This is a genomic window from Streptomyces sp. CY-1 (genome assembly GCF_047218265.1).
Taxonomy (GTDB): Bacteria; Actinomycetota; Actinomycetes; order Streptomycetales; family Streptomycetaceae; genus Streptomyces; species Streptomyces niphimycinicus.
This window is the reverse complement of sequence record NZ_CP178393.1, coordinates 8,166,224-8,189,840: the sequence shown is the minus strand read 5'-3', so window position 1 is coordinate 8,189,840 and position 23,617 is coordinate 8,166,224. Positions and strand designations below refer to the sequence as shown.

The window sequence follows — 23,617 nt, the reverse complement described above, 5'->3', positions numbered from 1 at the left end:
TAAAGCCGGACATCCAGTGGCGGAGGGGCATACATGGCGGCGGCACGACGCATGGTGGTCATCGGGGGCGACGCGGCGGGCATGTCCGCCGCGTCGCGGGCGCGCAGGCTCAAGAGCCGGAGCGAGCTGGAGATCCTCGCCTTCGAGCGCGGCCAGTTCACCTCGTACTCGGCCTGCGGCATCCCCTACTGGGTCGGCGGGGTGGTGGGTGGCCCCGACGAGCTGATCGCCCGTACGCCCGAGACCCACCAGGGCCGCGGGATCGACGTACGGACGCACACCGAGGTCGTCGAGATCGATCTGGCCGGGCAGCGGGTCCTGGCCCGGGACGTCGACCCGCGAGGTACGGGCGACGAGCGCTGGCACGGCTTCGACGACCTGGTCATCGCGACCGGCGCCCGGCCGCGCCGCCCCGACATGCCCGGGATCGACGCCCCCGGCGTGCACGGGGTGCAGACCCTGGACCACGGGCGGGCGCTGCTGGAGACCCTGGAGTCCACCCGGGTCGAGCGCGCGGTCGTGATCGGCGCCGGATACATCGGGGTGGAGATGGCCGAGGCGCTCATCCAGCGCGGCTGCCAGGTCACCGTCCTGGAGCGCGGCGAACAGCCCATGTCCACGCTCGACCCCGACATGGGGCGGCTGGTGCGCGACGCGATGACGGGGCTCGGCATCGACACCGTGACCGGCGCCGAGGTCACCGAGGTGATCACCGGCGAGGACGGCCGGGTGCGGGCCGTGGCCACCAAGGTCAGCGAATACCCCGCCGACCTCGTGATCCTGGGCCTCGGAGTGGCCCCCGAGACCGGACTCGCCCGGGAGGCGGGGCTGCCGGTGGGCCCTTACGGCGGGCTGCTGACCGATCTGGCCATGCGGGTGCGCGGTTACGACAACGTCTGGGCGGGCGGTGACTGTGTCGAGGTCCTCGACCTGGTCTCCGGCCGCACCCGGCACATTCCGCTGGGCACCCACGCCAATAAGCACGGGCAGGTCATCGGCGCCAATGTGGGCGGCGACTACGCGACCTTCCCCGGTGTCGTCGGCACGGCGGTCAGCAAGGTCTGCGATCTGGAGATCGCCCGCACCGGACTGCTGGAGGCCGAAGCCCACGCCGTGGGCCTGAAGTTCGAGGCGGTCACCATCGAGTCGACCAGCCGGGCCGGGTACTACCCGGACAGCCGGCCGATGACGGTGAAGATGCTCGCCGAACAGCGCACGGGACGGCTGCTCGGCACCCAGATCGTCGGCCGAGAGGGCGCGGGCAAGCGGGTCGACATCGCGGCGGTCGCACTGACCGCCCGGATGACGGTGGAGCAGATGACGGCGCTGGACCTGGGCTACGCCCCGCCGTTCTCCCCGGTATGGGACCCGGTACTGGTGGCGGCACGCAAGGCGGCGGCAACCGTGAAAACCAGCCCCTCCGGCGTTTGAGGAGCGGGGTCCGGGACGGAGCCCCGGTTGTGGGAAGGGGCGGGTAGGGGAAAGCCCGCCGCAGGCGCACTCCCCGTACGCCCGCGTCAGGTCCGGCAACAAGCCGCCGGGCCACCGGGCCCCGCGCCCCCGGGCCACCGATCAGTTCGCGCCGTCGATGACCCGAAGCGCACCCCGCACCCGCTGCGCCACATGCCGGGGACAGCCCCACGCCTCCGCGTCAAAGGGCCGCTCAGGCGTCTCGTAATCCCGCGGCGCGTACAGATGGTTGAGATGCGCGCCGTAGGGGTCCTCGTGGAAGCCGAAGTGACGGCGCCCGACCAGCTCGGTCAGCACGTCCCAGGGATGCACGTCCCCATGCGGGCAAGGCTCACCCGCCGGGGCGCTCGCCGGCCCGCCCGCCGCGGCGATCCCCACCGAGCCGAGGATCGCCCGCAGATCCCGGTGGACGGCCTCGGGCGGGGCCTCCTCGCCCGAGGTCACCGACCAGCACGCGACCAGCAGCAGCACCAGCCGCTCACGCGGATCGGCCGGGCCCGCCGCGAACCGCCGCGCGGCCCACAGCCCGGCGTCCTCCGCGGCCTGTCCGTCCCGGCAGCGGAAGCGCACGGCGTGGGTGAGCCGTTCGACGTCAAGCCGTCCATCTGGACGTACGAGCACCTCGTCCAGATGGGCGGTGTCCCGAAGGCCGAACAGCCGCTCCCGGCCGGTGCGCAGATGCTCCAGCGCCTCGCGGGCGATGGCGGCGAGGAAGGCCGGGCACAGCCACGCCTCCAGCGGCGCCGTCTCCAGCTCCTCCCGGTGCCAGTGGCGGTAGACGCCCCGGCCGCCGGGGCTGAGCAGATGGATGCCCACGGTGGCCTGCTCCGCGGTGTCCCGGCCGACCTCGGGGTGGTCGCCCTCGCCGTGTGCGCAGGACGCGTCGCCGAGGCCGGGCAGCACCGCCTCCAGGGCGTCCACCATGGTGTCCAGGACCCGCCGGTCGCGGATCCGGCCGCTGGCGGCGTACCAGCAGGCGGCGTGCAGGACGACCACGAGCCCGGCGCGGTGATAGCCCAGGGGGTTGGCGACCAGGTTCCTGGCGTAGGCGGACAGCTCCTGTCCGGGGTCGACGGCCGCGCTCGGGTAGTCCCAGACGATCGAGCGCAGATCCTCGGCGCGGCGCGCGTCGCGGGCCGGGAGCCGGGGCGGGATGCCGCCCACGCTGCCGGGCGCGATGATGTCGACGGCGACCCGCGCGTACCCGGCGATGTCGCGCGGGCACAGCCACTGCTCCTTGGTCGCGTCGTCCTCCCAGTCGGGGTCCTCGTCCTCGGTCAACCCGTTGGTGAGCAGCGGCAGATCGTCCACGAAGTGGTCGATCCGGTCGTCCAGATCGCTCTCGTAAGGATGCGTCCGGTGGGCGCAGGGCAGGTCACGCAGCCGCCGGTCGGTGGCCTGGAGGGCCTCCAGGGCCGCCGCCGCGACGTCCTTACGGGAGAACCGGCCGATGTACGCGGCCATCATGACCAGCCCGAGCGTCCAGGCGTACGCCTCCTCGCCCGCGGGATCGGCCGCCAGCCGCCTGGCACAGTCCAGGACCGCCCGGTCCGCGTCGCCGCCATAGGTCTCGTGGAGTATGCCGTCCCAGTCGTCGACGAAATGGACACACTCTGGCGAATCTGACAGCGCGGTGGCGGGCATGTCGGTCATGCCCCTCACGACGCCACGGGAGGCACCCGGGTTCCCGCTTGGTTCAGACCTTCACAGAAGGTGCGCGCGATGCGCTCCTTGTGTGCACATACTCCACCAGCCGGGTCAGCGCGTCCGGGTCGGTGCTGGGCAGCACGCCGTGGCCGAGGTTGAAGATGTGCCCCTCCAGCCCCCGGGCGGCCTCCAGCACCTCCTCCGCCTTGGCCTCGACGGCCGTACGCGGGGCGAAGAGCACGGCGGGGTCGAGATTGCCCTGGAGCGCCTTGCCGGGGCCGACCCGCCGGGCGGCCTCGTTCAACGGCACCCGCCAGTCGACGCCCACGACATCCGCCCCCGCCTCGCCGAGCAGCCCGAGCAACTCACCGGTGCCCACGCCGAAGTGAATGCGCGGCACTCCGTATCCGGCGACGGCGTCGAAGACCTTCTTGGAGGCGGGCAGCACGCTGCGGCGGTAGTCGGCGGGGGCGAGGGCGCCCACCCAGGAGTCGAAGAGCTGGACGGCCGAGGCGCCCGCCTCGATCTGCACCTTGAGGAAGGCGGCGGTGATGTCGGCGAGCCGGTCGAGCAGCGCGGCCCACAGTGCCGGGTCGCCGTACATGAGCGCCTTGGTGTGCTCGTGATTGCGCGAGGGGCCGCCCTCGACCAGATAGCTGGCGAGCGTGAAGGGGGCGCCCGCGAAGCCGATGAGCGGGGTCGCGCCGAGCTCGCCGATGAGCGCGCCGACGGCCTCGGTGACGTACTTCACATCGTCCGGGTCGAGCGGACGCAGTCGCTCCAGATCGGCCCGGGTGCGGATCGGCCGCTCGACGACGGGCCCGACCCCGGGCTTGATGTCGAGGTCGATGCCGATGGCCTTGAGCGGCACGACGATGTCGCTGAAGTAGATGGCCGCGTCCACCCGGTGCCGGCGCACCGGCTGCAACGTGATCTCGGTGACCAGGTCGGGACGCATGCAGGACTCCAGCATCGCGGTGCCCTCACGCAGCTTGCGGTACTCCGGAAGCGAGCGCCCCGCCTGCCGCATGAACCACACCGGCGTATGAGGCACCGGCTCCCGACGGCAGGCCCGCAGAAAGGCCGAATCGGCTGTGGCACGAGCCGCGGCGCGGCCGGTCTGCTGCTGGCCCGAGGGCCGCTCATTGGCGCTCATGCCCCAAATCTTCGCACGGGCCGAACGAGTGACCCGCCAACCCGGGTGTTCCTCCCCGGTTAGGGCCCTCACTGCGCCTAGTCTTCCGGGCATGGCAGCGGTTCAAGGACACCTCTCGAACGGTGCTGACGGCCCTGACGGCACGGAAGCAGGCGGTGAGGACACCCCTCCCGCCTTCCGGCATGCCGTCGCCGCGCTGTGCGGTGTGCGGGTACGGCCCGAGGTGGAGCTCGACCCGACCCCACCCCCGCGTCGGCTCGCACCCTACTCGTACGCGCTGGAGGCGGTGGTCACCGGCGCGTCGGACGACGAGGAGCTGGCCGAGGGGAGGCTGATCCTGCTGCACGACCCGGCCGGGCACGACTCCTGGCGCGGCACCTTCCGCCTGGTCACCTTGGTCCACGCGGACCTGGAGCCGGAGATCGCGGCGGATCCGCTGCTGCCGGAGGTGTGCTGGTCCTGGCTCACCGGCGCGCTGGAGGCCCGCGGTCTGCCCTACGGGGAGCCCAGCGGCACGGTCACCCGGGCGAGCTCCCACTACTTCGGCGCGATGGGCGAACGGGAGCCGTCGACCCGGATCGAGATCCGCGCCTCCTGGACCCCGGCCGCCCACCCGGCCCCCGAACCGGCCCGCCCCGGCCCGCGGCGCCCCGAGCCCGCGGAAGAGGGCGCGGGCGAACCGCTGGGCGTGCCGGACACCGCGGGACATCTGGCCGCCTGGTGCGACCTCCTGTGCCAGATCGCGGGCCTGCCCCCGGCGGGGGCGGCGGAGGCGGGGGTCGTCTCGCTGCCCCAACGACGGGGCCCCCAGGCCCGCTGAGCGCCCCTTTTCGAGGCTCGGTTCGCCTCCGGGGCGCCTCCGCCTCCCCCGGCTACCGCTGGGAGGTGTCCCCGGCCGGAAGACCCCAGGACCCGGACGCTCGGCGACACCAGCGGCTCGACCCGGTTACCGACGGAATGTGCCCAGCCGGTGGTGCGGGACCCCGGAGGCGAACCGAGCCTCAAAAGACCAGACCTGATCGATCAGTCGTCCTAATTGCCCGAATTGTTACTCACCAAATCGTGATCATTCCCTAAAGCCAGGCCGTATCGGTGCCGAAGGACGTGATGACCCGTCCCACAACTCCCCAGGAGGCCTGGTGTCTGTTCTCCTCGAGCAACCGTCCAGCCTGGTCGCCTACCGCCCGAACAAGCCGACGGCCATGGTCGTCGTCGCCGACCCCCGCGTACGTTCCACCGTCACCCGCCACCTCTGGGCCCTGGGGGTGCGCGACGTCATCGAGGCGTCGTCCATCGCCGAGGCCCGTCCCCGCATCGGCAATCCGCGCGACATCTGCGTCGCCGATGTCCACCTTCCCGACGGCTCCGGCCTCACCCTGCTCTCCGAGACCCGCGCCGCGGGCTGGCCCAATGGGCTGGCCCTGTCCGCCGCCGATGACATCGGCGCCGTAAGGAACGCGCTGGCCGGCGGCGTCAAGGGCTATGTCGTCACCGGCACCCGCACCAACCTCGGCATTCCGGGCCGTCCCGGCACCGCCCCGCTCGGCGCCGCCGCCCGGATGCACCGCCGCCCGCCGGGCGCCCCCGGCCATCCCGGCGGCTACCGGGAGCTGTCGGGCCGCGAGGTCGAGGTGCTGAGGCTGGTTGCGGAGGGCCAGTCCAACAAGGCCATCGGCGTCTCGATGGGCCTGTCCGCCCTCACCGTCAAGAGTCACCTCGCCCGGATCGCCCGCAAGCTGGGCACCGGGGACCGGGCCGGCATGGTCGCGGTCGCCCTGCGCACCGGGATCATCCACTGAGCCGTATCGCCCGCCCGGCCGTCGCGCCTCTCCCCACCACCCCCGCGCCCGTCGACGGAACGTTCCGTCGACGGGCGCCCTGCGTACCCGCCGCACACAGCTACCCTTGACAGGTGACCGACGCCCAAGAGACCGCAGCAGAGACGACACTGCGAACCACCGGGGGCGCTCCTCCGGACGACCTCCCCCCGGCGCCGGTCCCCTTGCTGGAGCCGCGCGAGGGCATCCCGCCCGTCACCGCCGACGCGGACGCGCTCGCCGAGGTCATCGCGGCCTTCGCCGCGGGCCACGGCCCGGTGGCCGTCGATGCCGAGCGCGCCTCCGGCTACCGCTACGGGCAGCGGGCCTATCTGGTCCAGTTGCGCCGGGCCGGAGCGGGGACCGCACTGATCGACCCCGTCGGCTGCCCCGACCTCTCGGGTCTGGGCGCCGCGATCGCCGACGCCGAATGGGTCCTGCACGCGGCGACCCAGGATCTGCCCTGTCTGCGTGACATAGGCATGATCCCCGCCCGGATCTTCGACACCGAACTCGCGGGCCGGCTGGCCGGATTCGCCCGGGTGGGGCTCGGCGCCATGGTCGAGAACATCCTCGGATACGCCCTGGAGAAGGGCCACTCCGCCGTCGACTGGTCGACCCGCCCGCTGCCCGACCCCTGGCTGCACTACGCCGCGCTCGATGTCGAGCTGCTGGTCGACCTGCGCGACGCGCTGGAGGAGGAGCTGGAGCGGCAGAGCAAGCTGGAGTGGGCGCATCAGGAGTTCGCGGCCATCGCCGCGGCCCCGCCCGCCCCGCCGCGCAAGGACCCCTGGCGGCGGACGTCGGGGATGCACAAGGTCCGGCGGCGCCGGCAGATGGCCGTGGTGCGCGAGCTGTGGACGGCCCGGGACCGGATCGCCCAGCGCCGCGATGTCTCGCCGGGCAAGGTGCTGGGCGACGCGGCCATCGTAGAGGCCGCGCTGGCCCTGCCCGCGAACGCCCGCGCGCTGGCCGCGCTGAACGGTTTCGGCCACCGGATGAACCGGCGCCAGCTCGAACAGTGGCAGGCCGCGGTGGACCGGGCGCGGGAGCTGCCGGAGGCCGACCTCCCCCAGCCGGGCCAGCCGGTGGCCGGTCCGCCCCCGCCGCGGGCGTGGGCCGACAAGGACCCGGCCGCGGCGGCGCGGCTCTCCGCGGCGCGTGCGGCCGTCACCCAACTGGCCGAAGGGCTGAATCTTCCGCAGGAGAACCTGATCGCCCCGGACACCGTCCGGCGGCTGTGCTGGGAGCCGCCCGCCGAGCCGACGACGGATGCGGTCGCCTCCGTTCTCGCAGGTCACGGCGCCCGTCCCTGGCAGATCGACCAGGTGACCCCGGTGCTCGCGGCCGCCTTGCTGGCGACCCCGGCCTGATGTGACGCGCGTGGACCGGCGGCGGGCGCCGCCGGCCCGCGGCTGTGACCTTCAACCCTCCGGTCGTGAGGACTGGGCAGCTTGGTTACTCATAAGTAGCATGAGGTGGTGAGGCGCGCCCCGGGCGTGCCCGCAGCAGTGCCATCCCGCACCTGGAGGAGAGCCAACGTGCCTCGTACCGCTAGGGACGTCGTCTTCGTCGACGGCGTCCGGACCCCATTCGGCAAGGCGGGCCCGAAGGGCATCTACCATGAGACCCGCGCCGACGACATGGTCGTCAAGTGCATCCGGGAGCTGCTGCGCCGCAACCCGGATCTGCCGCCGGAGCGCATCGACGAGGTGGCCATCGCCGCGACGACGCAGATCGGCGACCAGGGCCTGACCATCGGCCGCACCGCGGGCATCCTGGCCGGGCTGCCCCAGTCGGTCCCCGGCTACGCCATCGACCGGATGTGTGCCGGTGCGATGACGGCCGTGACGACCACCGCGGGCTCCATCGCCTTCGGCGCCTATGACGCCGTCGTCGCGGGCGGCGTCGAGCACATGGGCCGTCACCCCATGGGCGAGGCCGTGGACCCCAACCCCCGCTTCGTCTCGGAGAAGCTGGTGGACGAGTCGGCCCTGTTCATGGGCATGACGGCGGAGAACCTCCACGACCGGCTGCCGCACATCACCAAGGCGCGCGCCGACGAGTTCGCGGTGCGCAGCCAGGAGAAGGCCGCCAAGGCGTACGCCAACGGCAAGATCCAGCAGGACCTGGTGCCGGTCTCGGTGCGCCGCACCTCCCCCGAGGGCGGCGAGCTGGGCTGGGGCCTGGCGACCGCCGACGAGCCGATGCGCCCGGGCACCACGCTGGAGGGCCTGGCCTCGCTGAAGACCCCGTTCCGCCCGCACGGCCGGATCACCGCCGGTAACTCCGCGGGGCTCAACGACGGCGCCACCGCCTCGCTGCTGGCCGCCGAGGACTTCGCCCAGGAGCTGGGCCTGCCGGTGCGGATGCGCCTGGTCTCCTTCGCCTTCGCGGGCGTCGAGCCCGAGGTGATGGGCTACGGCCCGGTCCCGGCGACCAAGAAGGCGCTCGCCAAGGCCGGTCTGTCGATCGAGGACATCGGCCTGTTCGAGATCAACGAGGCGTTCGCCGTCCAGGTCCTGTCGTTCCTGGACCACTACGGCATCGCGGACGACGACGCGCGCGTCAACCAGTACGGCGGCGCCATCGCCTTCGGCCATCCGCTGGCCTCCTCCGGTGTCCGGCTGATGACGCAGTTGGCGCGGCAGTTCGAGGAGCAGCCGCAGGTCCGCTACGGCATCACCACGATGTGCATCGGCTTCGGCATGGGTGGCACCGTGATCTGGGAGAACCCGCACTTCGAGGGGAACAAGTGACCAACACCGCAGAGCTTCTCAAGGGGGCGGCAGAGCTGTTCCCGGGCGAGGTCGTGACGCAGGCGCACGTCCGCCACCTCGATCTCCCCCAGGGCGCGGGCCGCTTCGCGCTCATCACGCTGGACAACGGCCTGGACCACACCAAGCCCACCACCTTCGGCCCGGCCTCGCTCGCCAATCTCAACACGGCGATCGACCAGGTCGAGAAGGAGGCGGCGGACGGCGAGATCACCGGTGTCGGCATCACCGGCAAGCCGTTCATCTTCGCCGTGGGCGCCGACCTCAAGGGCGTGGAGCTGCTCAAGCGCCATGAGGACGCGCTGGCCATCGGCAAGGGCGGCCATGACGTCTTCAAGCGGCTGTCGGCGCTCGCCGTGCCCACCTTCGCGTACTACAACGGCGCGGCGATGGGCGGCGGGGTCGAGGTCGGGCTGCACTGCTCCTACCGCACCGTCTCCGCGGCACTGCCGGCCTTCTCGCTGCCCGAGGTGTTCCTGGGCCTGGTCCCCGGCTGGGGCGGCTGCACCCTGCTGCCGAACCTGATCGGCGCCGACCGCGCGGTCTCGGTGATCATCGAGAACTCCCTCAACCAGAACAAGCAGCTCAAGGGCGAGCAGGTCTACGATCTCGGGATCGCGGACGCGATCTTCGAGGGCGCGGACTTCCTGGAGCAGTCGCTGATCTGGACCGCCGCCGTCCTCAAGGGCGAGATCGAGGTCGTACGGCCCGAGATCGACCGCGGCGACGCCTGGCACGAGGCCGTGGTGCGCGGCCGCGCCATCGCCGACGGCAAGGTGCACGGGGCCGCCCCGGCCGCCTACCGCGCGCTGGAGATCATCGACGCCGCGCGCAACGGTGACCTCGCCCGCGGCTACGAGGCCGAGGAGAAGGCGCTCGCCGACCTGATCATGGGCAGTGAGCTGCGCAGCGGCATCTACGCCTTCAACCTGGTGCAGAAGCGCGGCAAGCGCCCGGCCGGCGCCCCGGACAAGTCGCTGGCGCGCCCGGTCTCCAAGGTGGGCGTCGTGGGCGCGGGTCTGATGGCCTCGCAGTTGGCGCTGCTGTTCGTGCGGCGTCTGGAGGTGCCGGTCGTGCTGACCGACATCGACCAGGAGCGGATCGACAAGGGCGTGGGCTATGTCCACGGCGAGATCGACAAGCTGCTGCTCAAGGGGCGGATCAACCAGGACAAGGCCAATCGCCTCAAGGCCGCGGTGACCGGTTCGCTGGACAAGGCCGCCGCCTTCGGTGACGCCGACTTCGTCATCGAGGCCGTCTTCGAGGAGATGGGCGTCAAGCAGAAGGTGTTCGCCGAGGTCGAGGCGGTCGTGCCGGAGCACGCCATCCTCGCCACCAACACCTCCTCGCTGTCGGTGTCCGAGATGGCCTCCCAACTCAAGCACCCCGAGCGGGTCGTGGGCTTCCACTTCTTCAACCCGGTCGCGATCCTGCCACTGCTGGAGATCGTCCGCGGTGAGAAGACCGATGACGCGGCGCTGGCCACCGCCTTCGGTGTGGCCAAGAAGCTGAAGAAGACCGCGGTCCTGGTCAAGGACGCCCCGGCGTTCGTGGTCAACCGGATCCTGACCCGCTTCATGGGCGAGATCCAGAACGTCATCGACGAGGGCACCCCGGTCGACGCCGCCGAGCGCGCCATCGAGCCGCTGGGTCTGCCGATGTCCCCGCTGGTGCTGCTGGAGTTGGTCGGCCCGGCGATCGGTCTGCATGTCTCCGAGACGCTGCACGGCGCGTTCCCGGACCGCTTCACGGTCTCGGAGAACCTCCGGCGCGTGGTCGAGGCGGGCAAGCGCGGCTTCTACGTGCGTGCCGACGGCAATTCAGCCAAGCCGGAACTGGACCCGGAGGTCGCCGCGCTGCTCCAGCAGGGCGACACCGTCCTCACCGAGGAGCAGGTGCGCACCCGGGTGCTGGACGCCGTGGCGCAGGAGATCGGCCTGATGCTCCAGGAGGGCATCGTCGCCGAGGCGCAGGACATCGACCTGTGTCTGATCACCGGTGCGGGCTGGCCCTTCCACCTGGGCGGCATCACGCCGTACCTGGACCGCGAGGGCGTCTCGGAGCGGGTGAACGGGAAGGCGTTCCTGGCCCCGGGCGTCGCGAGCGTTCCCGCCTAGCGGCGGTGCATGGCAGGGCCCGGGTGCCGGGCGGGCGAAGGCCCGTCCGGCACCCGGGCGTTCCGGGGTGATCCACCGGCGGCACCGCCCCGCCCGCGCCACGGCCCGGCGGCAAGCACCCACCACCCGGATCCGGGGCGGGTCGTTCCGGGCGGTCGGGTCACACCCGGGACGGGAAAGGGACCGGTGGCACCTTCCACGGGCGCCGCGCCGCCGACGTAAGCGCCGGGCAGGGCGCGGCCTGGAACCGCGCTGCCGGGCCGCTCAGCCGCTTCCCACGCGGTTCCAGGCCCTCAGGGCCAGCCCGTCCTCGTCGGTCTTCTGACGGGCCACCAGGAGCCGTCCGTCCACTCCCAGGGCGGCCAGCACCACCCGGGCCCGCCCGTCCAGCGCCAGCGCCGGGGTATGGGCGCCCTGCTCGCCCGAGGGCGTCCACCACACCCCCGCCGCCTCGTCCTCGCTGGGGTGGGCGGCGACGGCCAGCCGCCCGGCGTCCTGGTGGGCCAGGACGGTGCAGTCGTGACCGTCCACCACGGCGCGCACCGCGGCGACCGGGCCGGTGCCCGTGGACCCGCCCAGCGGCGCGGGGGCCGGGGCGTCCGGCCGCCAGGCCAGCAGCTCGCCGCTGTCGGCGTCGCGCCAGTAGTGGGTGAGGGTGCCGGGGCTGGTCTCCACCACGGCCGCGGAATCCGGCCGGGCATCGGCGGGGACGTCCTCGCCCCGCTTCGGGGCGGCGCCGGGCGTGGGCTGGTACCAGCGCAGCGCGGCGCCCTTCCCGGCCGGTGCGAGCAGTTCGAGCCGGCCGTCGGCGGTCGCGGCCGCCGAAAGGCCGCCCAGCACATCCGTGCCCTTCCAGTCGGTCCAGCGCTCCCAGGTCCCCTTGGGGTCCTGCCGCCGCGCGCTCACCCCGCCCCCGGCGTTGCGGACGAAGACGCGCAGGGCGCCGGAGGAGTCCACCGCCATGGCGGGCGCGCCGGTCCGCTCGGCCTTACGGGGGTCCTTCGGATGCGGGGTGCCCAGCGAGTGCCACGCCGTCAGCGGGCGGCCGCTCTGGAACTGGGTGGCGTGGACGATGTCGACGCGCGCCGGCCGGCCCGCGCCGCCCGGCCGGCGCCGAAGCCCCACCAGATGCGCGTACCCCTCCGCGCTCTGAGCGACGGTCAGACTGACCAGGCCGGGGGCCTCGATCAGCCAGGGCCCCGTCCACTGCGGCCCTGCGGGCCGGTCTTCCGTCCAGCGCGCCACGCCGCCTGCCACCAGTGCATAGGCCGTGAGCCTGTCGTCCTTGCCGCGGAGCAACCGCAACGCCATGGCCCGCTGCCAACCTTCCCCGAGTTGGTCCACCTGATCGAACGATGTCCATAGTAATTTGCCTGCACTATGGATGGACTTGTGGTCGTCGATGCCGCCAATGTCATCGGCTCGGTTCCCGACGGCTGGTGGCGTGACCGCCGCGGCGCTGCCGAGCGGCTCCGCGACCGGCTGGCCGTCCTCGCCAGGACCGGGCTCCCCGACCGCCCGGGCGTGCCCGGCTGGGCCACCCGCCCTCCGGTGGACATCGTGATGGTGGTCGAGGGCGCGGCGCGGGGCGTGGAGCCGGTGGAGGGCGTACGGGTGGAGAGCGCGCCGGGCAGCGGCGACGACCGGATCGTGCAGGTGGTGGCGGCCCGTGACGAGGGGCGCCCCTGCCTGGTGGTGACGGCGGATCAGGGGCTGCGGGCCCGGGTCACGGCGCTGGGCGCGCTGACGACGGGCCCCCGGTCGGTCCGCCCCGACGGCTCGGCCTAGGACGGCGGGACCGGTCAGGCGGCTCCGCGCGGGCCCTGTTCCGTATGCGTCCCCGTCTCGGTCACCCGGCTGTGGCGGCGCCCGTACAGGAAGTAGACGACGAAGCCGATGACCATCCACACCGCGAACCGCAGCCAGGTCTCGGCGGGCAGATTGAGCATCAGCCACAGCGAGGCGACCACCGACACGATCGGCAGCACCGGCACCCATGGCGTACGGAAGGCGCGGGGCAGATCGGGCCGGGTGTTGCGGAGGATCAGCACGCCGAGCGCGACCACGACGAAGGCGAAGAGCGTGCCGATGTTCACCAGGGCCGCGAGCTGGGAGATGCTGGTGAACCCGGCGACGATGGCGATGATCGTGCCGAGCAGGATCGTCGAGCGGTAGGGCGTGCCGAAGCGCGGATGCACCCGGGAGAAGACCCTGGGCAGCAGTCCGTCGCGGCTCATGGCGAAGAACACCCGGCTCTGGCCGAGCAGCAGGATCATGCACACCGTGGTGAGCCCGACCGCGGCGCCGAAGCTGATGACGCCCGCGTAGAAGGGATGTCCGGTGGCCTTGAAGGCGTCGGCGAGCGGGGCGTCCACCGTCAGCCGGGTGTACTTCTGCATCCCGGTGACCACGATCGACACGGCGACATAGAGCACGGTGCAGATGAGGAGCGAGCCGAGGATGCCCCGGGGCATGTCCCGCTGGGGGTTCCTGGTCTCCTCCGCGGCGGTCGCCACCACGTCGAAGCCGATGAAGGCGAAGAAGACCACGGCGGCGGCGGTGAAGATGCCCTCGACGCCGAAGGTCGTCGGCTGGTAGCCGAACATGAGCTGGATCAGCGGTGCGGTGAGTCCCGAGCCCGAGATCGTGCCCTTGGCCTCGGGGATGAAGGGGTGGTAGTTGGCCGGGTCGATGAAGAACGAGCCCGCGATGATGACCAGCAGCACCACCGCCACCTTCACCGCGACCACCACCGAGGTGACCCGCGCCGACAGCTTCATCCCGAGGACCAGGATCACGGTGATCACCAGCACCAGCGCGGCGGCGAGTACGTCGAAGGACAAGCCGTGTGCCGCGTCGGGCCCGGACAGGGCGGCGGGCAGTTCCCAGCCGGCGTTGGCCAGCAGCGAGCGGATATAGCCGGCCCAGCCGACCGCGACCACGGCGGTGCCGAGCGCGAACTCCAGCACCAGGTCCCAGCCGATGGTCCAGGCGGGCAGCTCGCCCAGCGAGGCGTACGAGAAGGTGTACGCGGATCCGGCCACCGGCACGGTCGAGGCGAACTCGGCGTAGCAGAGCGCGGCCAGCGCGCAGACGATGCCCGCGACGACGAAGGCGAGGGCGGTCGCGGGGCCCGCCTGCTCCTTGGCGACGGCCCCGGTGAGGACGAAGATGCCGGTCCCGATGATCACGCCGACGCCGAAGACCGTGAGATCCAGGGCGGACAGCGACCGGGTCAGGGCGTGCTCGGGCTCCTCGGTGTCCTTGATGGACTGTTCGATCGACTTCGTCCGCAGATAGTCCGGCCGGGCCTTACGGCCGCCATCGCCACCAGTGCCGCCGCCGGAGCGGCCCTCGGGTTCCCGCTCGCTCACCGATGCCACCTCCGCGCCTGCTCGTGCCCCGTGGGCGCCCATCGTTCTGCCAACCGGGCGGCAGGGAGGTGCGCACACCCGAAGCCCCGGCCGATTCACCCGATGGGGGCGGGCCCGGGGGACGCACGCTGGGCCGGTCGGAGCAGGAGGCTCCGGCCGGCCCAGGCGGCGGAAAGGGGGGGCGGTGGCCCGGTGGCTCAGTCGCGCACCGGCTCGGCCGTCGTCGAGCGGGCCACATCGGCGCCGGAGCCCGCGTCCGCCGACTCGCTTCCGTAGCGGCCACCGATCCTGGAGACCAGCCCGGTGACCTGACGGGCGATGTCCGGTGCGGTCAGCCCGATCTCCGCCATGACCTCCTTACGGGAGGCATGGTCGAGGAAGCGCGGCGGGATGCCGAAGTCGCGCACCGGCATGTCGACGCCCGAGTCGCGCAGCGCCTGGGCCACGGCGGAGCCCACACCGCCGACCCGGCTGTTGTCCTCGACGGTGACGACGACGCGGTGGCGCTCGGCGAGGGCGGGCAGCTCCTCGTCGACCGGCTTGACCCAGCGGGGGTCGACCACCGTAGTGGAAATGCCCTGTTTGTCGAGAAGGTCGGCGATCTCCAGGCACATCGGGGCCAGCGCGCCCACCGAGACCAGCAGCACATCGGGCTGCTCGCGGTCGGCCGCCGCGGGCTCCCGCAGCACGTCCATGCCACCGATCCGGCCGACGGCCGCGACCGCCGGGCCCACCGCGCCCTTGGAGTAGCGCACCACGGTCGGCGCGTCCGCCACTTCCACGGCCTCGCGCAACTGGGCGCGGACCTGGTCGGCGTCGCGCGGGGCGGCGATCCGCAGGCCCGGGACGACCTGGAGGAGCGACATGTCCCACATGCCGTTGTGCGAGGCCCCGTCGGTGCCGGTGATACCGGCGCGGTCCAGTACGAAGGTCACCCCGCACTTGTGCAGGGCCACATCCATCAGGACCTGGTCGAAGGCGCGGTTGAGGAAGGTGGCGTAGACGGCGAAGACCGGGTGGAGCCCGCCGGTGGCGAGCCCGGCCGCCGAGACGGCCGCGTGCTGCTCGGCGATGCCCACGTCGTAGACCCGCTCCGGGAAGCGCTTGGCGAACTCGGTGAGCCCCACCGGGTGCAGCATGGCCGCCGTGATCGCGACGATGTCCTCGCGCTCCTCGCCGAGCTTGACCATCTCCTCGCCGAAGACCGAGGTCCAGTCGGCGCCGGAGGCCGAGATCGGCAGCCCGGTGTCCGGGTGGATCTTGCCGACGGCGTGGAAGCGGTCCGCCTCGTCCTGAAGGGCGGGCTGGTAGCCGCGGCCCTTCTCGGTGAGGCAGTGCACGATGACCGGGCCGCCGAAACGCTTCGCCCGCTGGAGCGCCGACTCCAGCGCCTCGATGTCATGGCCGTTGATCGGGCCGACGTACTTCAGCCCCAGGTCCTCGAACATGCCTTGGGGGGTGATGAAGTCCTTCAGCCCCTTCTTGGCCCCGTGCAGCGTCTCGTACAGCGGCCTGCCGACGACCGGGGTGCGCTCCAGCAGGTCCTTGCCGCGGGCCAGGAAGCGCTCATAGCCGTCGGTGGTGCGGAGGGTTGCGAGGTGGTTGGCCAGGCCGCCGATGGTGGGGCCGTAGGAGCGCTCGTTGTCGTTGACGACGATGACCAGCGGGCGGTTCTTGGCGGCGGCGATGTTGTTGAGCGCCTCCCAGGCCATACCGCCGGTCAGCGCGCCGTCGCCGATCACGGCGACCACATGGTCCTGCTTGCCGAGCAGCTCATTGGCCTTGGCGAGGCCCTCGGCCCAGCCGAGGACAGTCGAGGCGTGACTGTTCTCGATGACGTCGTGCTCGGACTCGGCCCGCGAGGGATAACCGGACAAACCACCCTTGCTCTTGAGCTTGGAGAAGTCCTGGCGGCCGGTGAGCAGCTTGTGCACATAGGACTGGTGACCGGTGTCCAGCAGTACCTTGTCCCGGGGAGACTCGAAGACCCGGTGCAGGGCGATGGTCAGCTCCACCACGCCGAGATTGGGGCCGAGATGGCCACCGGTCTTGGAGACGGCGTCGACGAGGAAGGAGCGGATCTCCGCGGCCAGCCGGTCCAGCTCCTCCGGAGTGAGCCGGTCCAGATCGCGCGGTCCCGTGATGCGGGTCAGCAGCACCCGTGCCTCCTTGCTTCGAGCGTCTCCATGGAGCTTGCCGGTCCGCCTGAGTCTAATGTTCCGCCCTCCGGCCCAGACCTCCCCCCATGCGATGTCCGTCACGCGTGTTCTTTTCAGACAGCCGCCCGGCGCCTCCGTGGAGGCACCGGGCGGTTGGGTGAGACGTGCGGGTCAGCCGCGACCCGCGGACCGTTGTGTCCTGCGCGACACCGAGTCGATGACGACGGCGGCCAGCAGCACCCCACCGGTGATCATGTACTGGACGGAGTTCGCGACGCCCAGCAGGTTCATCCCCGACGAGATCGAGCCGATGACCAGCATGCCGAGCAGCGCCGACCAGACCGAGCCCCGGCCGCCGAAGAGGCTGGTGCCGCCGATGACCGCGGCCGCGATGGCCTCCATCAGCAGGTTGCCGGTGCCGGCCTGCTGGCTGGCGGAGCCGATCCGGGAGGCGATCATGATGCCGCCGCAGGCGGCCATCAGCCCGGCCAGCGAGTAGACCGAGATCCGGATCGCGACGACGTTGATGCCCGCGCGGCGGGCCGCCTCGACGCTGCCGCCCAGGGCGATCACCTTGCGCCCGTAGGCGGTGCGGCGGACCACGAAGTCGAGGATCACCAGGACCGCCACGAAGATCACCAGGGCGAGGGGCAGGCCCTTGTACTCGTTCAGCCGCCAGGCCGCGGTGAAGGTGATCACCGCGAGCACGCCGGTGCGGACCAGGATCTCGCTCAGCGGCCGCGAGGGCACGCCGACCGCCTTGCGGCGCCTGCTGTCCAGGAACTGGGCGAGGAAGAAGCCCGCCGTCGCCAGCGCGGCCACCCCGTAGGCGGCGATGAGCTGGCTGAAGTAGTGGGCGGTGAGATCCCGCACGAAGCTGCCGTCGGCGATGCTGATGGTGCCGGTGGTGCCGAGCACCTGGAGCATCAGACCGTTCCACGCCAGCAGACCGGCCAGGGTCACCACGAAGGCCGGGACGCCTATCTTGGCGAAGAAGAAGCCGTGCAGCGCGCCGAGCAGCGCGCCGCTGGCGAGCGCGGCGAGCACCGCGATCCCCTCGGGCACCCCGTGGTTGACGTTGAGCACCGCCAACGTGGCCGCGGCCAGACCGCTGAGCGAGCCGACGGACAGGTCGATCTCGCCGAGCAGCAGCACAAAGACGATCCCGACCGAGATCATGCCGGTGCCGCCGAGCAGGATGGAGAGGTCGGAGAGGTTCTTGGGCGAGAGGAAGGCGCTGTCCTTCCACTGGAAGACGGCCCAGATGATGGCGATGCCGACGATGACCGGGACCGCGCCCAGATCGCCGCTGCGCATCTTCCGGCCGAACTCCGTCAGGTAGCCCCTGAACCCCTCCTGACGGACCAGCAGCCGGGGGTCGACGACGGTGACCGCGTCCTTGGCGACGGGGTTGACGTCGGCCGGGCCGCTCACCTTGTTGCCGCCGTTCGACGCGCCGCCGTTGCTCTTGTCGACGTTCGTGGTCACTTCGCGACCTCCCCGCTACGCGCCTTGCGGCGGGTCACGGCGTTGTCCGTGGCGCCGGTGATGGCGGAAATGATCTCTTCCTGAGAGGTGGTCTTCACATCGAAGATGCCGTTGTTGCGGCCCAGCCGCAGCACCGCGACGCGGTCCGCGACGGCCTTGACGTCGGCCATGTTGTGGCTGATGAGGATGACGGCGAGGCCGCGGTCGCGCAGCCGCTCGACCAGGTCGAGGACCTGCGCGGTCTGCTCGACACCGAGAGCGGCGGTCGGCTCGTCCAGGATCACCAGCTTGGGCTCGCCGAGCATCGAACGGGCGATGGCGACGGTCTGCCGCTGGCCACCCGAGAGCGAGGCGATCGGGATCCGCACACTGGGGATGCGGATCGACAGGGTCTGAAGCAGCTCACGGGAGCGCCGCTCCATCTCGACCTCGTCGAGCACCCCGGCGCGCAGGATCTCGCGGCCGAGGAAGAGGTTGCCGACGACGTCGATGTTGTCGCAGAGGGCGAGGTCCTGGTAGACGGTCGCGATGCCCAGCCCCTGGGCGTCGTGCGGCCGGGTGACCTGGACGGACTTGCCCTGCCACTCGATGACGCCTTCGTCGGCGGGGCCGACTCCGGCGATGGTCTTGACGAGGGTCGACTTGCCGGCGCCGTTGTCGCCCACCAGGGCGACGACCTCACCGGCGTGGACCTCCAGATCGATGTCGGTGAGCGCCTGGACGGCGCCGAACCGCTTGGAGATCCCGCGCAACGCCAACACGGGTCCGTTCGGCACGATGGCCAGCTCCGTTCCGGGCAGGGAGATCCCTGCTGTGTGACGGAGGGGAGAGCGCGCTCTCCCCTCGGTTGGGGGGTGTGTCAGGAGGCGGGCGGGCCGTCCGTGGGGGTACGGACGGCCCCGCGCCGCTACTTCAGACCGGCCTCGTCGCACGCCGCCTTGTACTTGGCGGTGCAGATCTGCGCGACCGTGTAGTTGCCGTCCTTGACGACGGTGTCCTTGATGTTCTTCTTGGTCAGCGAGATCGGGGTGATCAGCGTCGCCGGGATGTCCTTGTTGGTCGGGCTGTCCACCGTGTTGGACTCGTTGACCTTGTCGCCGCGGCCGAGCGCGATGGCCATCTCCGCGGCGGCGGCGGCCTCGTCCAGGTAGGACTTGTAGACGCTCATGTACTGCTCGCCGGTGACGACCCGGCGCACACCCTCGAGTTCGGCGTCCTGGCCGGTGACCGGGGGCAGCGGGTTGAAGCCGCCGCTCTTGAGCGCGGTGATCGCGCCGCCCGCCATGCTGTCGTTGGCCGAGTAGACGCCGATGATGTTCTTCTTGCCGAGGGAGGAAATGGCGCCCGTCATGGCCTCGTTGGCCTTGTCCGCGAGCCAGCGGTCGATGTCGTACGACTTGCCGACGTTCACCTTGCCCTTGAGGACGGACATCGCGCCCTTCTTGAACAGGGCGGCGTTGGGGTCGGCCTCCCAGCCGTTGAGCATCACGATCTTGCCGCTCTTGGCCTTGTTGCCGAGCGCCTCGAGCAGCGCCTGGCCCTGCACCTTGCCGACCGTCTCGTTGTCGAACGAGGTGTACGCGGAGACCGGGCCCTCGGCCAGCCGGTCGTAGGCGACGACGGGGATCCCGGCCTCGTCGGCCTTCCTGACCGAGGAGGCTATGGACTTGGAGTCCACCGAGTCGAGGATGAGCGCGTCGACCTTCTTGGTGATCATCGAGTCGACCTGCTGCTGCTGAACCGACGTGTCCGACTTGGCGTTGACGTAAAGGATCTTGCAGTCGGCGCAGAGCGCCTTGACCTTCTTGGTGATGTATGGCCGGTCGAAGTTCTCGTATCTGGCCGTCTGGTCCTCGGGCAGCAAGAGCCCGATCGTGAGCGGACCGGTCTTCTTCTTCTCGTCCTTCTTGTCGCTGCCGGCCTCCTTCGCCGAACCACAAGCGGCGAGGGCTACGGTCATCGACACGACAGAGGCAGCGAGAGCGACGCGACGCATCGTTGCGTTCATTTGGGGGTGACCTCCCTGACGAGGCCGCGTCATTGCGGCCGAGGTGGCTGGAAGTCAACTCGGCCGCCCGCATGGCGTCAAGAAGTAAATCCTTAACGAGATGGCAACGGTGCCATTCGTTATCTGAGTGAACGCAGCCGGACAGGCCGGATAGACGGAGCGTGACCGGACAAAGCCGCTCAGCCAAGACCGGTGCGGGCGGCCGCGATCCGGCGGTCAGGTGAGGGCCGGAGCCCCCGCCGAGAGCGCACCGTCCAGCAGCGTCGAATCCCCCATCTCGCTGAGCACCAGCGCCAGCGCGCCCAGCACCTCGGCCCGGCCGCCGAGCGCCCCGGGCATCACCGAGAGCTGATGGGCCGCGCTGGGAATCGCGTACCGCGCGACCGACTCCCGGATCGGCCCCAGCACCAGCTCGCCCGCCTCGGCGAGCTGACCGCCCAGCACCATCCGGCTCGGATTGATCAGATTGCAGAGGTTGGCCACTCCGCTGCCGATGTGCCGGCCGACATCCCCGATCACCCGCCGGCAGCCGGGGTCGCCCTCGCGGGCCAACTGCACCATGCGCTCCACGGTGAGATCCGCGCCATGGCTGGATTGCAGCAGCGGCAGCACATAGCGGGCCGCGGTGAAGGTCTCCAGACAGCCGCGGTTGCCGCAGCGGCACACCGGGCCCGACTCGTCGAGGGTGATATGGCCGATCTCGCCCGCCGTGCCGCCGGGGCCGCGGTAGATCTTCCCGCTGATCACCAGCCCCGCGCCGACACCGTCGGCGACCTTGATGTACGCGAGGTCGGCGACCCCGCGGCCGGAGCCCCAGACCAGCTCGCCCAGCGCGCCGAGGTTGGCGTCGTTGTCCACATGCACCGGCACCCCGAGCCGCTGCGCCAGGTCATCGCGCGGATTGGTGCCCGCCCAGCCCGGCAGGATCGCGGTCGAGCCCAGCGTGCCGGTCTCCACGTCGATCGGGGCGGGCACGCCGAGGCCGACGCCGACCACCTTGTCCTGGCTGAGCCCGCTGGCCGTGATCAGCCTGCTGACAAGCTGCTCCGCCCGGTCCAGCCCCTGCGCGGAGGAGGCGTCCACATCCAGCGGCTCGGCCTCCTCGGCCAGCACCTGATGGGCGAGGTTGCCGATGGCGACGCGTAGATGCGTATGGCCGAAATCCACCCCTACGACGATGCCCGCGTCGCCGCTGAGCGAGACGCTGCGCGCCCGGCGGCCACCCGCCGAGGTGGGGGTGACCTCGACCGTTCCGCCGTCCTTGAGCTCACGCACGATGTTGGAGACGGTGGCCGCGGACAGCCCGGTGGACCGGGCGATCTCCGCCTGGGTCAGCGAGCCCGCCATCCGCACCGCACGGACCACCCGCTCGAGATTGGCCCGGTGCAGCGACGACTGCGATCCCGGAGTCTCCACGCCCATCCACTCCCGCCTTCACGGACGGCACGACGGCCGCTCCGCCGGCCGGGCCGCAACAGTGAGGCCCAGCGGTGTCTCCAACATGTGAACTCTAAGCTGAGCCGCCACGGTTGTCCCACGTCAAGTCCCTGACCGCTCCGGGACGCCCGGCGGCACCTTCCGGGCAGCCCACAGCGCACGGCCCCGTCCTTTCCGTACGGCGGAAAGAACGGGGCCGCGAAAAGCGCTCTCCGGCCGCTCCTATTTGAGCGCGCCCGCGGTCAGGCCCGCCTGGACCTGCCGCTGGAAGAGGATATAGACGCCGAGCACCGGAAGCATCGCCAGCACCAGACCGGCGAAAAGCGCGGACCAGTCGCCCTTGTACTGCTGGCTGGCCGCGAGCTGCACAAGACCCTGGGTGAGCACCCGCTTGTCCTCATCGGTGTTGAGCACCGTGGGCAGCATGTACTGATTCCACTGGCCGAGGAAGTTGAAGATCCCGACACTGATCAGGCCGGGCTTCGCCATCGGCAGCATGACCTGGAAGAACGTACGGGTATGGGAGGCCCCGTCGATCAGGGCCGCCTCCGCCACCGAGGACGGCAGCGTCTTGAAGAACGAGGTGAGGAAAAAGACCGTGAACGGCAGCGAATAGGCGATATAGACCAGAATGAGCCCATGGAACGTATTGAGCAGGCTCATGTTCTTCATCACGAAGAACAGTGGCACCAGCGCCAGGATGATGGGAAAACTCATCCCGCCGACGAACATGAAATAGATGAATCGCTTTCCCGGGAATTCAAAGCGAGCCAGGATGTATGCCGCCATCGAGCCCAGCAGCATCGTCCCGATCAGGGAGCAGCCCACCACCAGGATCGTATTGAGGAAGAAGTCGCCGATGTTCGACTTGCTCCAGGCCCGGGTCCAGTTGTCGAAGTGCAGGGCGGAGGGCAGCCCCCAGGGCGAGGTGAAGATCTGCTTGTCGGTCTTGAGGGAGCTCATCACCGCCCACAGCAGCGGCAGGGTGACGAGCAGCCCCCAGACCACCAGGATGCCGTGCGAGAAGACGTTGAGAACCTTGCCCTCGCTGCCGATCCGGCCCTCGGGGGCGGCGCCCGGCGGCGGCTGCTTGCGGACGGGCCCGGCGGGCGGCGCCTCGTCCTCCTTGGTGACGCCCGGGAGTTCCGAGGGCTCTGCGTGCGAGGTCACTGTGGTACCCCCAGATCGGCGGTCGGGCGGCGGTGGCCGGGTGCGGTCGGTGTGATCGGCATCAGTACTCCAGCCGCTCGCGCCGGCCGAGCCTGGTCACGACGACCGCGAAGATCAGGGTGACGATGAGCATCGCGACGCCGATCGTGGTGGCCCGTCCGGCCTGCCCGTCGTGGAAGGTCTTGGTGTAGACGTAGTAGCCCATGACCTGCGTGGAGTCGGCGGGGCCGCCCGGCCCCACGGTCATGATCTGCACCACGGCGAACGCGTCGAGCGCGATGATGCCCATATAGATCCAGCCGGTCTGGACCGTGTCCCACAGCAGCGGCAGGGTGATCTTGAAGAAGGTCTTGATCCGGTTGGCCCCGTCGAGCAGCGCCGCCTCGTAGAAGTCCTTCGGGATGGAGCTCATCCCGGCGGAGAAGAGGACGACGTAGAAGCCGACGTTGCTCCAGACCATCACCGCCATCAGGCACCACAGCGCCAGCTTCGGATCGGCCAGCCACTCCTGCTGGAGCGACTCCAGGCCGATTCCGCCGAGGAAGGCGTTGATCGCCCCGTTGCGCGGGTTGTAGGTGAACTGGAACAGCAGGGCGACGATCGCGATCGACAGCACCTGCGGAAAGAAGTAGATCACCTTGTACAGGCCCGACCCGCGCACCCCGGAGATCGCCGAGTTCTTCCTCCCCCGGCCGCCCACATTGAGCATGAAGGCGAAGAAGAGCCCGAGGCCGAGCGTCACCAGCGGCACCACCAGCAGCAGCACGACATTGTGCCCGACCGCTTTCCAGAAGAGGTCGTCATGCAGCAGCCAGTTGTAGTTCTTGAACCCGACCATCTTGAAGTCGGAGCTCAGCCCGGTCCAGTCCGTGAAGGAGTAGTAGATGGCCTGGACGAACGGCGAGATCACGAAGACCGCGTAAAGGATCACCGGCAGGGCCAGGAACCCCGCGATGAACCGGTACTTCCCATGCTGCATTTCTACCGACCTCGGTCT

At 70.9% G+C, this 23,617-nt stretch carries 18 protein-coding genes; 7 read left to right on the top strand and 11 right to left on the bottom strand.

The features are described 5' to 3' along the window. Positions 1-33 precede the first annotated feature (33 nt). Complete coding sequence (locus ACK1X7_RS35205) at positions 34-1,431, top strand: FAD-dependent oxidoreductase (protein WP_385144612.1); 1,398 nt, start codon at positions 34-36, stop codon at positions 1,429-1,431. 141 nt (positions 1,432-1,572) lie between these two features. Here ACK1X7_RS35205 and ACK1X7_RS35200 read toward each other — a convergent pair whose 3' ends face one another. Both ACK1X7_RS35200 and hemE read right to left on the bottom strand, forming a co-directional pair. Further along, on the bottom strand, positions 1,573-3,123 hold the full coding sequence (locus ACK1X7_RS35200; RefSeq protein ID WP_413116117.1) for a hypothetical protein: 1,551 nt from the start codon (positions 3,121-3,123) through the stop codon (positions 1,573-1,575). A gap of 43 nt (positions 3,124-3,166) precedes the next feature. Then, a complete protein-coding gene (hemE, locus tag ACK1X7_RS35195) occupies positions 3,167-4,273 on the bottom strand; it encodes a uroporphyrinogen decarboxylase (protein WP_216345900.1) in 1,107 nt (368 codons plus the stop codon). A 91-nt stretch (positions 4,274-4,364) separates the two neighbouring features. Between hemE and ACK1X7_RS35190 the strand changes: the two genes are divergently transcribed. The 5 genes from ACK1X7_RS35190 (at position 4,365) to ACK1X7_RS35170 (ending at position 10,984) form a co-directional block, all read left to right on the top strand. Continuing rightward, a complete protein-coding gene (locus ACK1X7_RS35190; protein ID WP_385144616.1) occupies positions 4,365-5,093 on the top strand; it encodes a DUF3000 domain-containing protein in 729 nt (242 codons plus the stop codon). 319 nt (positions 5,094-5,412) lie between these two features. Further along, complete coding sequence (locus ACK1X7_RS35185) at positions 5,413-6,072, top strand: response regulator transcription factor (protein ID WP_014055528.1); 660 nt, start codon at positions 5,413-5,415, stop codon at positions 6,070-6,072. Positions 6,073-6,185: 113 nt separating this feature from the next. Continuing rightward, on the top strand, positions 6,186-7,463 hold the full coding sequence (locus ACK1X7_RS35180; protein WP_385146643.1) for an HRDC domain-containing protein: 1,278 nt from the start codon (positions 6,186-6,188) through the stop codon (positions 7,461-7,463). A 168-nt stretch (positions 7,464-7,631) separates the two neighbouring features. Next, complete coding sequence (locus ACK1X7_RS35175) at positions 7,632-8,849, top strand: thiolase family protein (protein ID WP_216345897.1); 1,218 nt, start codon at positions 7,632-7,634, stop codon at positions 8,847-8,849. Beyond that, positions 8,846-10,984, top strand: coding sequence for a 3-hydroxyacyl-CoA dehydrogenase NAD-binding domain-containing protein (locus ACK1X7_RS35170; protein WP_385146641.1), 2,139 nt, complete (start codon positions 8,846-8,848; stop codon positions 10,982-10,984). The genes ACK1X7_RS35175 and ACK1X7_RS35170 overlap by 4 nt, the downstream gene beginning before the upstream one ends. Positions 10,985-11,248: 264 nt before the next feature. Here ACK1X7_RS35170 and ACK1X7_RS35165 read toward each other — a convergent pair whose 3' ends face one another. Next, positions 11,249-12,295, bottom strand: coding sequence for a hypothetical protein (locus ACK1X7_RS35165; RefSeq protein WP_385146639.1), 1,047 nt, complete (start codon positions 12,293-12,295; stop codon positions 11,249-11,251). Positions 12,296-12,364: 69 nt separating this feature from the next. Between ACK1X7_RS35165 and ACK1X7_RS35160 the strand changes: the two genes are divergently transcribed. Then, positions 12,365-12,772, top strand: a complete 408-nt coding sequence (locus ACK1X7_RS35160) for an NTP pyrophosphohydrolase (protein WP_385146637.1) — start codon at positions 12,365-12,367, stop codon at positions 12,770-12,772. Between the two features lie 14 nt (positions 12,773-12,786). On the opposite strand, the gene ACK1X7_RS35155 is transcribed toward ACK1X7_RS35160, so the two are convergent. From ACK1X7_RS35155 to ACK1X7_RS35120, 8 genes are all read right to left on the bottom strand, one after another. Further along, positions 12,787-14,358 carry an amino acid permease gene (locus tag ACK1X7_RS35155; protein WP_385146635.1) on the bottom strand — a complete coding sequence of 524 codons (1,572 nt, stop codon included), beginning with the start codon at positions 14,356-14,358 and terminating at the stop codon, positions 12,787-12,789. A 197-nt stretch (positions 14,359-14,555) separates the two neighbouring features. Then, on the bottom strand, positions 14,556-16,517 hold the full coding sequence (gene dxs, locus ACK1X7_RS35150; protein ID WP_361495739.1) for a 1-deoxy-D-xylulose-5-phosphate synthase: 1,962 nt from the start codon (positions 16,515-16,517) through the stop codon (positions 14,556-14,558). A 171-nt stretch (positions 16,518-16,688) separates the two neighbouring features. Next, a complete protein-coding gene (locus ACK1X7_RS35145) occupies positions 16,689-18,005 on the bottom strand; it encodes a sugar ABC transporter permease (RefSeq protein ID WP_385146629.1) in 1,317 nt (438 codons plus the stop codon). Further along, positions 18,002-18,781 (bottom strand): ATP-binding cassette domain-containing protein, encoded by a 780-nt coding sequence (locus tag ACK1X7_RS35140; RefSeq protein WP_079059090.1) that lies wholly within the window; start codon positions 18,779-18,781, stop codon positions 18,002-18,004. The genes ACK1X7_RS35145 and ACK1X7_RS35140 overlap by 4 nt, the downstream gene beginning before the upstream one ends. A gap of 131 nt (positions 18,782-18,912) precedes the next feature. Continuing rightward, positions 18,913-20,013, bottom strand: a complete 1,101-nt coding sequence (locus tag ACK1X7_RS35135) for a substrate-binding domain-containing protein (protein ID WP_385146627.1) — start codon at positions 20,011-20,013, stop codon at positions 18,913-18,915. Between the two features lie 216 nt (positions 20,014-20,229). Then, the gene (locus ACK1X7_RS35130) at positions 20,230-21,429 is read right to left on the bottom strand and encodes an ROK family transcriptional regulator (protein WP_361495743.1); all 1,200 of its coding nucleotides are present in this window, start codon (positions 21,427-21,429) and stop codon (positions 20,230-20,232) included. A gap of 243 nt (positions 21,430-21,672) precedes the next feature. Next, entirely contained in the window at positions 21,673-22,620 is a 948-nt protein-coding gene (locus tag ACK1X7_RS35125; RefSeq protein ID WP_385146625.1) for a carbohydrate ABC transporter permease, read from the bottom strand. 61 nt (positions 22,621-22,681) lie between these two features. Then, positions 22,682-23,599 carry a carbohydrate ABC transporter permease gene (locus ACK1X7_RS35120; protein ID WP_361495733.1) on the bottom strand — a complete coding sequence of 306 codons (918 nt, stop codon included), beginning with the start codon at positions 23,597-23,599 and terminating at the stop codon, positions 22,682-22,684. Positions 23,600-23,617: the final 18 nt, after the last annotated feature.